Raw genomic sequence first — 13,287 nt, forward strand, 5'->3', positions numbered from 1 at the left:
GACTGGATGATGTCCAGTCCAGAGACTCAATGGTTCAGTCCGTTCGTCAATCCTGGCGAATATCTGAGAAGCGATACTTCAATGCGAATGCCGCGGTTCACCGCTACGGGCAATCACCCGCAGATGCAAGGTGGCGGGTTCCAGGCAGCCCCCGGTGGAAAGTTGTCCCACCAGTTGCCGGTAGAGCTCCTGCCAGGGTGTCTGTGAGGGAGGCATCTGCGGTACCCATTCCCGTCGGCGCCGCTCCATCTCCGCCTCGTCGATCAACAGATTGACGGTACGGGTGTTCAAGTCCACTTTCAGGCGATCGTTGGTCTTGAGCAACGCCAGGCCACCGCCTACGGCGGCTTCCGGGGACATGTTGAGAATCGACGGGCTCGCTGAGGTGCCGCTCTGGCGTCCGTCGCCCAGGCACGGCAGCGAGTCGATGCCGCGTTTGATCAGGGCCGCCGGCGGTGCCATGTTCACCACTTCGGCGCTGCCCGGATAGCCCACGGTGCCGACACCGCGGACGACGAGGATACAGCGTTCGTCGATGTCCAGCGCCGGGTCGTCGATGCGTGCGTGATAGTCCTCCGGGCCTTCGAACACGATGGCCCGGGCTTCGAAACTGTTCTCGGCACCGGGTTCGGACAGATACGTCTTGCGAAAGGCCTCGCCCACCACCGACATCTTCATGATCGCACTGTCGAAGAAATTGCCACTGAGCACGATGAACCCGGCGCGGTGCTTGAGTGGCGTATCGAAGGGGTGGATGACGTCGACGTCGCTGGTCCGGCTGTTGCCCACGATTTCGCCAATGGTTCGGCCGCTGACCGTGGCGCAGTCTGTGTGCAAGCGCCCGGCTTTTTGCAGCTCATGCATGACCGAGGGCACGCCTCCAGCCCGGTGGAAGCCTTCACCCAGGTACTTGCCCGCCGGCATGCAATTGACCAGCAGCGGTACGTCTTCGCCAATCCGTTGCCAATCATCCAGGCTCAATTCGACACCCATGTGCCGGGCAATGGCTATCAGGTGCGGTGGGCAGTTGCTTGAAGCGCCCAATGCCGAAGCGACGGCGATGGCATTTTCGAAGGCCTGGCGGGTCATGATCTGCGAGGGACGAATGTCTTGTCGGACCAACTCGCAGATGCGCTTGCCCGTGGCATAGGCCATTTGTCCGCGCTCGCGGTAGGGCGCCGGAATGCTCGCGCAGCCCGGCAGCGACATGCCCAGGGCTTCGGCCAAGGCATTCATCGACAGGGCAGTGCCCATGGTGTTGCAGTGGCCCACCGAAGGCGACGCCGCAGTGGTCATTTCCATGAAGCCTTCGTAGTCGATTTCGCCGGCGGCCATCAGGTTGCGCGCATGCCAGAGTACGGTACCGGAGCCGATCAGATCGCCTTTGTAGTGACCGTCGAGCATCGGCCCGCCGGACAGGACGATGGCCGGCAGGTCGGTGGTTGCGGCCGCCATCAGGCAGGCCGGGGTCGTCTTGTCGCAACCCGTGGTGAGCACCACGCCGTCCAAGGGGTAGCCGTGGAGGATTTCCACCAGCCCCAGATAGGCCAGGTTGCGGTCCAGTGCTGCGGTGGGCCGACGCGACTGTTCGGCAATCGGATGCACCGGGAACTCCATGGGAATGCCGCCTGCATCGCGAATACCGGCCTTGACCCGTTGCGCCAGCTCCAGATGGTGGCGGTTGCAGGGCGTCAGGTCGCTGCCGGTCTGGGCGATGCCGATGATCGGGCGTCCCGATTGCAGCTCTTCGCGGGTCATCCCGTAATTCATGTAGCGCTCGACGTACAAGGCCGTCATGTCCGCGTGGGCCGGGTCGTTGAACCACTGTTCGCTACGCAGGCGGCGTTTGGGCGTGTCACTCATGATTCTTGTCTCTCTTATCATTGGATGAATCGACAAACCGCACCGGTGTCAGCGTACTAGCAATCCACGCGCGGCAAGATTGCGCAACAGGGCGCTCAAGCCAAACGTCCAGGGAGCGGCTTCACAGCTGTAAGTCACGCGGTTGTGCAGGCTGCCGAGCAATGGGCTGCTGATCCGGACTCGGTCACCCGATTTATGGGTGAAACCGCTGCCGACGGTGTCTCGGTCTTCGGTCGGGGCAAACAGGGTCCCCAGGAACAGCAGGAATCCGTCCGGGTACTGGTGATTGGCGTTGAGTGTCTGGGCTGCCAGGTCCAGCGGATCCCGGCTGATCTGGCTCATGGAGCTCGACCCCCGCATCCGATAACCGTCCTCGCCCTGGACTTCCAGGTCGACCACGCAGGCGCGCACGTCGTCCAGGCTGAAGTGCTCATCGAACAGGCGAATGAAAGGGCCGATGGCACAGGAGGCATTGTTGTCCTTGGCCTTGCTCAGCAGCAGTGCGCTGCGTCCTTCGAAATCCCGCAGGTTGACGTCGTTGCCCAGGGCGGCGCCATGGACCTGGCCACGGCTGTTCACCGCCAGCACCACCTCGGGCTCAGGATTGTTCCACTGGGAGCCGGGGTGGATACCGATGTAGCTACCGCTGCCCACGGCGGCGAGTACCGGCGCCTTGGTGAAGATTTCCGCGTCTGGGCCGATGCCGACTTCCAGGTATTGCGACCACATGCCTTGCTCGATCAGCAGCGCTTTCAGGCGCATGGCCTGTTCGGAGCCCGGTACCACCGAGCGCAGGTTGTCGCCGATCACACTGCGTACGGTGGCTCGCACGGCATCGGCTTTTTCCGGATCACCGCCGGCCTTTTCCTCGATCACCCGCTCGATCATGCTGGCGGCGAACGTCACGCCGGCGGCCTTGATCACTTGCAGATCCAACGGTGGCAACAACGAAGGCCTGGAGGGATCGGACTCAGGCCCGGTGTTGGCGAGCAGGGCTTCAATGCTGGCGATGAAGGTGCCTGGCGTTTGCCTCACGGCTGTCAAGGGAGACTCGGTTTCCAGCAGGTCGCTCAAGGTCGCGAAATGCTCCGACAGATCGAACACACCGTCGTTGCGCAACACAATCGGCGAGGGCCCGGCGATTCGCCCGGGCACCCAGGCGCGGCCAATCAGCGTTCCGGCCAGGCCGTCGGAGGGCAATGTATTCTCGGGCGTAAGCAATAGCGACATGGCAGTTCTTCCTGGTTCGTGATTGTTTTCACGCTAGGGTGGGCGGACGATAAACTCCAATGAGATATATTCAGTAATCGATAACGAACGGTTATTGCAGGCTCGAGGAAATCGCCCATGTCAGATGTATCCTTTTCCAGCTTCTGCGGCTGGCTGAAATTCCGTCATCTGCTGCTGATCGATACCTTGGGCCGCACTTGCAACATGCACCTGGCGGCCCAGCAGATGAACCTCAGCCAGCCGGCCATCAGCAAGATGCTCAAGGAAATCGAGAGCCTGCTCGGCTTTGCCTTGTTCGAGCGGCGACCGCGCAGCATGCCGCCCACGGCGTTGGGCGAGCATGTGTTGCGGTATGCGCAGATTGCCTTGAATGACGCGCGTTCGTTTGTCGAGCAAATCAGCAGCCTGCGCGAGGGAGGGCATGGCTACCTCAAGGTCGGCGGGATTTTTGCCGCGACGGCGGTGGCTCTGCCCGAGGCAATTTTGCAGATCAAGCAGCGTTGGCCGTTGCTGTCGATTGAGGTAGTGGAGCAGACCAGTAACCACCTGATGGAGATGCTCGAAGAGAAGAAGCTCGATCTGGCGGTAGCCCGTTTCACCGATCAAAGCCAGCAGCAGCGTTATGACTTCCAGCCCCTGGCCCCGGAACCGTTCTGCATTGTGGTCAACAGCCGCCATCCCCTGGCCGACGCCGGGCCGACGTCCTTGCGGCAGTTGGTGGATCTGCCGTGGATTCTCTATCCGGTCGGCACACCCATTCGCGCGCGCATGGAACTGGCTTTCGCCGAGGCTGGGGTAGGCATGCCGCGCAACACTGTCGATACCATTTCAATGCAGACCTTTCTCCAGGTCCTGCAGCGCGGTCCGATGATCGGGATGTTGCCCAATGCCATGGTCGATCCATTGCTCGAGAGCGGCCAGTTGAAGACCCTCGACACCCCGCTGCACCTGGTGCCGCAGGATTATGGCATCCTCACGCGCAGAGGCGAGCCATTGATGGGCGCGGCGCTGGAGTTTGCACAAATCCTCAAGGACCACGCTCGCCTGGACGACGGTCCCGCCAATTGAACAACTGGAAAGCGGCGACTGCTGCGATAACGGAACGTTATCGCTTAATCAAAAAATGCCATTGGGAAAGAATCGTTTCACGGTCGTAGAGTGAGCCCCAGCTCCCATCCGATAAAAACAATCAGGCATGTCCACGTGCCCAGGGGTTATCACATGCAAACCGTCTCCGAGCATTTACCTGCCCAGGCGCAAACCGGTGAACTTGATTTCGAAGACCGGACCTACCGTAAAGTCGTCTGGCGCATCCTTCCCGTCCTGCTCCTGTGTTACATGGCGGCTTACCTTGACCGGGTAAACATCGGTTTCGCCAAGCTCGACATGCTCAACGAACTGCAGTTCAGCAACACCGTGTATGCCTTGGGCGCCAGTATGTTCTTCTGGGGCTATTTCCTGTTCGAAGTCCCCAGCAACCTGCTGCTGCATCGCTTCGGCGCGAGGTTCTGGATTGCCCGGATCATGCTCAGTTGGGCCGTGATCTCCATGGCCGTGGCCTACACGGTGCCGCTGGCGGGTTTCTTCCATATCGAATCGAGCACGATGTTCTACGTGCTGCGCTTCCTGTTGGGTGTCTGCGAAGCGGGCTTCTTCCCCGGCGTGATCCTGTACCTCAACTACTGGTTCCCGACCCATCGGCAAAGCCGGGTGATGTCCGGCTTCCTGTTGGCGTTGCCGGTCAGCCTGACGCTGGGCGGAATCCTCTCCGGTTGGCTGATGAACAGCATGCAAGGCGTGCAGGGGCTGTCCGGTTGGCAATGGATGCTGCTGATCGAAGGCATCCCTTCGATCATCATGGCGTTCGTGGTGATTGTCTGTCTGGCCGATAACATCGATAAGGCAAAATGGCTCTCTAGCGCGGAGAAAAACCTGCTCAAGGCCAATCTGCAGACGGACAACCAAGGCAAGGCCAGCCGTTTGAGCGAGGTGTTCCTCAACCCTCGGGTGTGGTTGCTGGTGCTGATCCTGTTGACCTTCAACACAGGCTTCTATGGCCTGGCGTTCTGGATGCCCTCGATCATCAAGAGCACCGGGATCACCAATAGCTTGCACATTGGCTTGCTGACCGCGATTCCTTACGCGGTGGCCGTCGTGGCAATGTTGCTCAACGCACGGCACTCCAACCGCACCGGCGAGCGGCGCCTGCACGCCGCCATTCCAGCCTTCATCGGCGGCGTCGGCCTGATCCTCAGCGCTTTCTTCGCCAACAATCTGGTGCTGTCCGTACTGTTCCTCAGCGTTGCCGCTTCGGGGATTCTCAGCCTGATGCCGATTTTCTGGACTCTGCCTGGGACTCTGTTGTCGGGCGTCGCGGCAGCCGCTGGCATCGGCATGATCAACGCCATTGGCAACCTGTCGGGCTTCACCGGCTCGATGATCACCGCGGTAGCGGAAACCCTCACGGGCAACATCAATAACGGCACCTATGTACTGGCCCTGTGTCTGTTGGTCAGCGGTGGACTGATCCTGGCCATCCCCGCCTCGATGCTCGCCCGAACCCCCAAGGTCGCCGTCACGTCAGCAAAACTGGAGGTCGCTTGAATCTGCTCAATAAGCGCGTATTGGTCACGGCCGCAGGGCAGGGCATTGGCATGGCCAGCGCCATTGCCTTCGCCCGGGCCGGTGCCGAGGTCTTCGCCAGTGATATCGATATTAGTGCACTGAGGGGCATTGAAGGGGTCACAGCCATGACACTGGACGTTACGTCTGCCGAGGCCATCGACACGGCCTGTGAACGAATCGGTGGCCTGGACGTGTTGTTCAACTGTGCCGGTTACGTGCACAGCGGCAACCTGCTGGAGTGCGACGAATCGGCCTGGGCGCGCTCGATGGACCTCAACGTCACGGCGATGTATCGGACCATCCGCGCATTCCTGCCGGGCATGCTGGCCCGTGGCGGTGGTTCGATCATCAACATGTCGTCGGTGGCGTCGAGTATCAAGGGCGTGCCGAACCGCTTCGCCTATGCGACCAGCAAGGCCGCGGTGATAGGCCTGACGAAGGCCGTCGCCATTGACTTTGTCGGCCAGGGCATTCGCTGCAACGCGATCTGTCCGGGTACGGTGGACTCGCCCTCGTTGCGCCAGCGCATTGCCGCCCAGGCCTTGCAACAGGGCGTCGATGAGCAGCAGATCTATCATCAGTTCCTTGAGCGCCAACCCATGGGCCGAATCGGCAGCACCGAGGAGATCGCGCAGTTGGCTGTCTACCTGGGCAGCGATGCGTCGACCTATACCACCGGCGCTGTGCATGTCATCGACGGCGGCATGAGCCTCTGAATCGTCTTTACGTTGGATTTGAATGAGGAACACTCGATGAAACTGTTGCGTTATGGTGAAAAAGGCGCGGAAAACCCCGGTCTGTTGGATGCCGAGAATCGGATCCGCGACCTGTCGGGGCACGTGCCGGACATCGCAGGGCACGTCCTGAGTCCGGAGGGGTTGGCAGCGCTGGCCGACCTCGACCCGCGCAACCTGCCTATCGTCACCGGACAGCCACGGCTCGGTGCCTGTGTCGGGGACGTCGGCAAGTTCATCTGCATCGGCTTGAACTACGCCGATCACGCGGCCGAGTCGAATATGGACGTGCCAAAGGAGCCGATCATCTTCGGCAAATGGACCAGCGCCATTTGCGGGCCGAACGACGACATCCAGATCCCCCGCGGCTCGCTCAAGACCGATTGGGAAGTGGAGTTGGGCGTCGTCATCGGCAAGGGCGGGCGCAACATCGATGAAGCGAAGGCTATGGAGCATGTTGCCGGCTATTGCGTCATCAACGACGTATCCGAGCGGGAGTGGCAGTTGGAGCGGGGCGGCACCTGGGACAAAGGCAAGGGCTTCGATACCTTTGGCCCCCTGGGACCGTGGCTGGTCACCCGGGACGAAATCGACGATCCCCATGACCTGGACCTATGGCTGGAAGTAGACGGGCACCGCTACCAGAACGGCAATACGCGAACGCTGATCTTCAGCGTACCGCAGCTGATCGCCTACCTGAGCCGGTGCATGAGCCTGCAGCCGGGGGATGTGATCTCGACCGGGACACCCCCGGGGTCGGCTTGGGCATCAAGCCGCAACCAGTGTTCCTGCGCCCGGGGCAGACCGTGCGCCTGGGCATTACGGGGCTGGGAGAGCAACGCCAGGTTACGGTGCAGGCGGAGTAATACCGGACCGTTTATCGCGTACGGGCTCGCCCAGTGCCTCCAGTGCTGCCCTGGTCGCTGAACTCAAGTTCCCAGCACCAGGGCCGGGCCGTCACCCTCCGGCAATGCGATGGCTGAGTCGCCCGGCGTCAGGATCACCTTGCGGCAGTCCTCCTGCTTCTTGTCGAAAATCTCGTACCCCTCGGCGGCCTGTTCCAGCGACATCCGGTGGCTGATGATGACCTCTGGCGCCAGGCGACCGGTCTCGATGTGGCCGAGCAACTCGGGAAGATAGCGCTGCACATGGGTCTGTCCCATCTTGAACGTCAGGCCTTTGTCGAAGGCATCGCCAAACAGGAAGCCGTGGATGAAGCCGGCATACACCCCCGGCACGCTCACGACCCCGCCACGGCGGACGGCCGCGATGCACTGGCGCAGGGCTTTGCCGCTGCTGCCTTCAAGCTTGAGCGTGGCGAGCACCGTCTCGGTGGTGCTGCCTTTGGCCTCGAAGCCCACCGCATCGACCACGCCGTCGACACCGCGCATGCCTTTGGTCTGGCGAATGATCGTGTCGGCGGGGTCGTCGTCTTCATCGAAGTTGATCGGAATCACGCCATAGGTTTGCTGTGCATAGGCGAGGCGATAGGGGTGGTGATCGACCATGAAGATCTGCTCGGCGCCCAGCATCCGAGCGCAAGCGGCACTCAACAAACCGACCGGCCCGGCGCCGTAGATGGCGATACTCGAGCCGTTGCCGATGCCTGCGTTGGTGACCGCCTGGAACGCGGTGGGCAGGATATCCGAAAGAAACAGCACCTTCTCGTCCGAAAGGGTCCCAGGCACTTTGAAGGGGCCGGTGTTGGCCTTCGGCACCCGTACATATTCGGCCTGCCCGCCGGGTACACCGCCATACAGATGGCTGAAGCCGAACAGCGCGGCGCCGGGTGGGATGGCTTTCTTGTTGAGGATGGCGCCGCGACCGGTGTTGGTCGTCTCGCAGGCTGCGAACAGGTCCATCTGGCAGAAAAAGCAGCTGCCGCAAGCGATCACGAACGGGATCACCACGCGGTCGCCGGGTTGAACGGCGGTCACTGCGGGACCTGCTTCTTCGACGATTCCCATGAACTCGTGGCCGAAGATGTCGCCATGTTCCACCGAGGGGATCTTGCCACGATAGAGGTGCAGGTCCGAACCACAGATGGCGGTCGCCGTGACGCGCAGGATGATGTCGTCGCTGTCCACCAGAACCGGGTCTGGAACGGTGTCGACTTTTACAGTGTGCGCACCGTGGTAAGTGAGTGCTCTCATGACGTCCTGCCTCTCTCTGATTAGCATGTTGGTAAAGGGCAGAGGGAAGATGCCGGATGGAAGTTCAGAGAGATCTCGCGGCGCGGGGACTGGCGGTCATCGCGAAAGCGGCGGGTCAGTTTGGGTCGGTGTGGCGTGCGCTGGCGCCATCGCGAGCAGGCTCGCTCCCACAGATCTTGCAATCGTCCGAAAGCCCTGTGGGAGCGAGCCTGCTCGCGATGACGGCAGCCCGGCTAGCTGACGGCCGCCTGCTGAACCTTGCGATGCACCCACCGCGCCCCGTCCTTGAGTTCCAGGACCTGCCAGTGAATATGCTCCAACGAAGCGTTGTGCCCGACGCTGATCAGGATCGTCTCCGGCAGCGTCTGCTTGAGCAACTGATAACAACGCAGCTCGTTGACCGCATCCAGTGCCGAGCTGCTTTCGTCGAGGAACAGCACCGTCGGACGGGCCAGCAGGGCGCGGACGAACGCGCAGCGTTGCTGCTCGCCAACGCTGAGGGTCTGGGCCCAATCCCGTTCCTCATCCAGTTGATCGCCCAGGTGTTGCAGGCCAACCTGCTCCATCACCTGGCGCAACGCGGCATCTTCTTCGGGCCGTGGCGGGTTGGGATACCAGAGCGCCTCGCGCAGGCAGCCCAGCGGCAGGTAGGGTTTTTGCGACAGGGTCAGGGCCCGCTCACGGTCGTAGCGGCTGGTGCCGCGAGCATGGGGCCAAAGCCCGCTGATGGTGCGAAGCAAAGTCGATTTGCCGTAGCCGGACGGCGCACTGATCATGAGGCTGTCGCCTGGCTTGAGCGACAGGTTGAAGCCCTTGAACAATTGCCGGCCGCTGGGCAGCCAGACGTCCAGGTCCTTGATATCGAGGCCACTGGCCTGCTGTTCGAGCCGGACCTCGGACTTGATTTCGAGGTGATCCAGGCGCTCCTGGAAGCCGTTCAAACGGTCGATCACCGACTTCCATTCCGACAGTTCCGGAAACACGCTGACCAGGTAGGCGATGGCCGCATGGACTTCGCCGAAGGCTGCGCTGATCTGCGTCAGGCGACCCAAGGGGAACGCGCCGGCAAAAAACTGCGGCGCCATGATGAACATGGGGATGACCGTGGCGCTGCGCAGGTAGAAGGTCGAGTAACCCATGATCAGCTTCTGCTTCTTGACCAGCGCCCAGAAGTTTTCCAGCGCCGCCTCCAGGCGTTGGTTGAAGCGCTCGTTCTCCACCGCTTCGCCGCGGTATTGGGCCACCGAGTCGGCGTTTTCCCGCAGGCGGATGAGAGAGAAGCGGAAATCCGCTTCACGCCGTTGTTGCATGAAGTTGAGGCTTGGCAATGCGCGCCCCAGCCAGAACGCCAGGCCGGTACCCAGCAACGCATACACCAGTGCGATCCACACCAGCAGCCCCGGAATGACCACCGATTGGTCATCGAACGGCACGCTGACCAGGTTCGACGCCTGCCAGAGAATATTCAGGAAGGAGAACAGTGACACCACCGACGTCAACAGCCCCAGGCTCAATTTGAGCGACTTTACGATAAACAGGTCGATGTCCTCGGCGATCCGCTGGTCGGGGTTATCGACCTCGGTCTCGCTCAGCCTCAGCTTCTGGTAGCGCTGGCTGCCCAGCCATTGGTCGAGCATGTTCCGGGTGGCCCAACGGCGCCAGCGTATGGTCAGCTTCTGCTGGAAGTGGAACGCGCCCACGGTAAACCCGGCCATGCCGACCTGCAGCAGGATGAACTGCAGGCTACCGACGAGAAAGCCGTGATAGTCCAGGGCCTGCAACGCGTTGTAGAAATGCAGGTTCCAGAAGTTGTTGAGAATGTTGATGCCCACCAGGCACAGGGTCATCAGCACGGTGCCCAACAGCAGCAACAGGGCCGGGTATTTTTCCTCGGATGTCCAGAACGGCCGCGCGAGACGCCAGAAAGTGCGGAGTGTGTGCATGTGGTCTTGGTAAGCCCGGTCGCTGACGACGTTGAGTTTGCAGATGAGGAAGGATAGGATCAGCCAATGCTAATCGTTTGCATTAATTAGGGAAAGGGAGACCCGCCATCGAATTTCCAGAATGGCTCAATCAGGCCTGGCCGCCGATACAGCGGGTGATCCGGCAGGGGGCTGGCGAGCAGCCCTCCGTTGCGTTGAGCCGACTTGCCGACCCTGAGGTGCTGCAACCGCTGCTGGCCCGCTTTGCCCTGCGTTATCCGGGGGTGAATCGCGCCGCCGTGGCGTCGCAATGGTCGATGAACTACATGAGCATCGTCCTGCCAGCGACCCTGGCCTGTGTGTTGACCCGCCACAGCGCCATCGATTTCTGGGGCGAAGAGGCGGTGCTGTTGCACGATGACGGTCAGCCTTCGGCCCTGGGGCTGGCAAGCCGACTACCGGCTTTGGGCCCGGACGAGCGCGGGGCCTACTGGTCGCGGTTGGTCCACGAGCACCTGGCGCCGCTGTTCGCGACCCTGGCCGCCGCCGGAGGGCTGGCGCCGAAGATACTGTGGGGCAACATGGTTGCCATCTGGGATGGTGCGTTCGCGCGAATGGACCCCGACCTGTCCCGGGATGGGTTCGCCGAGGCGCACCAGTGGCTGGAACCGGTCACAGTGAATGACGGGCGCCTGAAGCTGCGGGGCCTGCAACGCATGGTCGAATCACCCGCGCCGCAAATCTGCCCATGTTTGCCCTTGCGCCGGCATTGCTGCCTGCATTACCAACTGCACGAGCCCGTCGAAGGCCAGCCGCCGGTGCTTTGCGAGTCCTGCCCCAAACTGCATCGCCTGCCCCTGGCGGAGCAGGTGAGCTATCTGCATTACATCTATGAAGAAGCGTGAGCCTCGCCAGCAGGGGTAACGCTGATGAGCCTGTGGCGAGGGGATTTAGCGAAACGTCGCACCGCCCCGCTGGGCTGCAAAGCAGCCCCAAAGCCCTGCTACTCGGTATATCAGGTGGATTGAGTCGCCTGTGTAGGGGCTGCTACGCAGCCCAGCGGGGCGGTGCGACGTTTCGCTAAATCCCCTCGCCACAGGTTTTTCGTTGCCTTAAACGGAGAGCATGGCCGGCGTCTTCATGGCGGCTTGGGGCGCGATTTCGCTGAGCTGGCCATGCTCGATGCGAATCAGCCGGTCCGCCAGGCCGAAGTAGGCATCGTCATGGGAAATGACGATCAGCAGTTTGCCGCGCTCGCGCAGGTCCGGCAGGATCCGGGTGTAGAAAAAGTGTTTGAACACCGGATCCTGGTCGGCCGCCCACTCGTCGAACAGATAGCACGGACGATCATCCAGGTAGGCGCTGAGCAGCGCCAGGCGCTTGCGTTGCCCGGTGGACAGCGCCAGTGTCGTCAGCTTGCCTTCCTCGATGTGCACCTTGTGATCCAGCTGCAGGTGGATCAGGTAGTCCTGGGCCTGCTTCACCAGGTGCGGATCGTCGCCATCGAACAGGTTCTCGAACAGGCAGAAGTCGGTGAAGATCGCCGAGAAGTGCTGGCGGTAATGGTGGTTGTCATTGCTTGAGGAGACTTGCTCGTCGAGCATGATGTCGCCGCCTTCCGGCCGGTAGAGGCCCGTCAGCAACAAGGCCAGGGTGGTCTTGCCGCTGCCGTTGCCGCCGGTGATGAACACCACTTCGCCGGCATTCAACGTCAGGTCGATGGGGCCAAGGGTGAAATGACCGTCTTCGCGCTCGCGGTAGTAGGTGTGGCTGACCTGTCGGCATACCAGGCTGCGAACCTGGGTCGGAGAAAGGGAACCGTCGGCCTCGTCGGCGGTTTGCATCTCACCTTCCAGGGCACGGATCTTGTTCAGCGCGACGCTGGCCCGGCCCAGGGTCGGCAAGGCGTGCATCAGTTCCGACAGCGGCGTGATCATGTACAGGATCGCCAGGATATAGCCGGTCACCAGGCTGGCGCTCAGGTCGATGAACTGCGGCGCGGCGAACAGCACCACGCCGATCAGCAGGTAGAACACCGCATTGCCCCAGTTCAGCACGAGGGCATAGATGCTCATGCCCCGTACAAAGTCCCGGCGGTACTGCTGGCTCACCGGTATCAGCAGGCGCGTGAAGAAGTGCTGCCGGCGCGGGTGGTTGAGTTGCAGCTCTTTGCTGCCGTCGGTGAGCAGGCGGTATTGGTCGAACAACTGGTCCTTGAGCTCCCGCGCGCGGGAGATCGAAGTCAGTGCCCGGCGCTGCGGCCAGTTGAAACTGAGGCTGCCCAGGGCAATCAACAGCATCGTCAAACCGAGCAACGGCAGGCTCAGCCAGCCCAGGTAGGCCAGGCACGCGGCGATGATCCCGGCATTGACCAACAGGATCGGCACCAGCTCCACCGCCTGGCTGATGGTCTGGGTGTCGTCGGTCAGCATCGCCAGCAGACGGTGCTTGCCCAGGCGTTGCAACTGCGCGTAGGGCGTGTCGATCAACTTGGCGCTCAGGTGCAGGCGCATGTCGTTGACCGCCCCCTGGCCCAGGCGCAGCAGGCTGATGTCGGAGATCACCCGCGATATCGCCACCAGCACCACCAGGCCACCGAAGTACAGGCCGTCCACCGGACGCAACTGATCGAACACCGTCAGGCTGTGGTTGATGTTGGCGATCAGCCCGGCGGCCGCGAGGCCGCAGATCAGGCCCGTCAGGGTCGCCACCAGCAGTGCGCGCCATGAGCGTTTAGCCATGAGTAACAACAGATCCATT

Annotated in this window: 9 protein-coding genes and 1 pseudogene; 5 read left to right on the forward strand and 5 right to left on the reverse strand. The window is 61.9% G+C overall.

Going from position 1 to position 13,287, the window contains the following annotated elements:
• Positions 1 to 78: 78 nt before the first annotated feature.
• Both PCOSP_RS13110 and PCOSP_RS13115 read right to left on the reverse strand, forming a co-directional pair.
• The gene (locus tag PCOSP_RS13110) at positions 79 to 1,863 is read right to left on the reverse strand and encodes an IlvD/Edd family dehydratase (protein ID WP_464711584.1); all 1,785 of its coding nucleotides are present in this window, start codon (positions 1,861 to 1,863) and stop codon (positions 79 to 81) included.
• Positions 1,864 to 1,911: 48 nt separating this feature from the next.
• Positions 1,912 to 3,093 (reverse strand): fumarylacetoacetate hydrolase family protein, encoded by a 1,182-nt coding sequence (locus PCOSP_RS13115; protein WP_464711586.1) that lies wholly within the window; start codon positions 3,091 to 3,093, stop codon positions 1,912 to 1,914.
• 117 nt (positions 3,094 to 3,210) lie between these two features.
• On the opposite strand from PCOSP_RS13115, the gene PCOSP_RS13120 reads away from it, so the two are divergent.
• From PCOSP_RS13120 to PCOSP_RS13135, 4 genes and pseudogenes are all read left to right on the forward strand, one after another.
• Positions 3,211 to 4,161, forward strand: a complete 951-nt coding sequence (locus PCOSP_RS13120; protein ID WP_139642307.1) for a LysR family transcriptional regulator — start codon at positions 3,211 to 3,213, stop codon at positions 4,159 to 4,161.
• 153 nt (positions 4,162 to 4,314) lie between these two features.
• Positions 4,315 to 5,697: an MFS transporter gene (locus tag PCOSP_RS13125; protein WP_464711588.1), complete on the forward strand. Its 1,383-nt coding sequence runs from the start codon at positions 4,315 to 4,317 to the stop codon at positions 5,695 to 5,697.
• A complete protein-coding gene (locus PCOSP_RS13130; protein WP_464711590.1) occupies positions 5,694 to 6,434 on the forward strand; it encodes an SDR family oxidoreductase in 741 nt (246 codons plus the stop codon). Before PCOSP_RS13125 ends, PCOSP_RS13130 begins: the two co-directional genes overlap by 4 nt.
• 36 nt (positions 6,435 to 6,470) lie before the next feature.
• Positions 6,471 to 7,318 (forward strand): annotated as a pseudogene (locus PCOSP_RS13135) (ureidoglycolate lyase).
• Between the two features lie 63 nt (positions 7,319 to 7,381).
• On the opposite strand, the gene PCOSP_RS13140 reads toward PCOSP_RS13135, so the two are convergent.
• Positions 7,382 to 8,605: a zinc-dependent alcohol dehydrogenase gene (locus PCOSP_RS13140; RefSeq protein ID WP_041020521.1), complete on the reverse strand. Its 1,224-nt coding sequence runs from the start codon at positions 8,603 to 8,605 to the stop codon at positions 7,382 to 7,384.
• 233 nt (positions 8,606 to 8,838) lie between these two features.
• Positions 8,839 to 10,548, reverse strand: coding sequence for an ABC transporter ATP-binding protein/permease (locus PCOSP_RS13145; RefSeq protein ID WP_464711592.1), 1,710 nt, complete (start codon positions 10,546 to 10,548; stop codon positions 8,839 to 8,841).
• Between the two features lie 194 nt (positions 10,549 to 10,742).
• Between PCOSP_RS13145 and fhuF the strand changes: the two genes are divergently transcribed.
• On the forward strand, positions 10,743 to 11,432 hold the full coding sequence (fhuF, locus tag PCOSP_RS13150) for a siderophore-iron reductase FhuF (RefSeq protein WP_464711594.1): 690 nt from the start codon (positions 10,743 to 10,745) through the stop codon (positions 11,430 to 11,432).
• 207 nt (positions 11,433 to 11,639) lie between these two features.
• Here fhuF and PCOSP_RS13155 read toward each other — a convergent pair whose 3' ends face one another.
• Positions 11,640 to 13,286 carry a cyclic peptide export ABC transporter gene (locus tag PCOSP_RS13155; RefSeq protein WP_464711596.1) on the reverse strand — a complete coding sequence of 549 codons (1,647 nt, stop codon included), beginning with the start codon at positions 13,284 to 13,286 and terminating at the stop codon, positions 11,640 to 11,642.
• Position 13,287 lies beyond the last annotated feature (1 nt).

The organism is Pseudomonas sp. MAFF 730105, from assembly GCF_055380705.1.

Bases quoted from the DNA above. Each gene is read 5' to 3' on its own strand.
- PCOSP_RS13110 (WP_464711584.1), bottom strand. From the start codon at position 1,863: ATGAGTGACACGCCCAAACGCCGCCTGCGTAGCGAACAGTGGTTCAAC.
- PCOSP_RS13115 (WP_464711586.1), bottom strand. From the start codon at position 3,093: ATGTCGCTATTGCTTACGCCCGAGAATACATTGCCCTCCGACGGCCTG.
- PCOSP_RS13120 (WP_139642307.1), top strand. From the start codon at position 3,211: ATGTCAGATGTATCCTTTTCCAGCTTCTGCGGCTGGCTGAAATTCCGT.
- PCOSP_RS13125 (WP_464711588.1), top strand. From the start codon at position 4,315: ATGCAAACCGTCTCCGAGCATTTACCTGCCCAGGCGCAAACCGGTGAA.
- PCOSP_RS13140 (WP_041020521.1), bottom strand. From the start codon at position 8,605: ATGAGAGCACTCACTTACCACGGTGCGCACACTGTAAAAGTCGACACC.
- PCOSP_RS13145 (WP_464711592.1), bottom strand. From the start codon at position 10,548: ATGCACACACTCCGCACTTTCTGGCGTCTCGCGCGGCCGTTCTGGACA.
- PCOSP_RS13155 (WP_464711596.1), bottom strand. From the start codon at position 13,286: ATGGATCTGTTGTTACTCATGGCTAAACGCTCATGGCGCGCACTGCTG.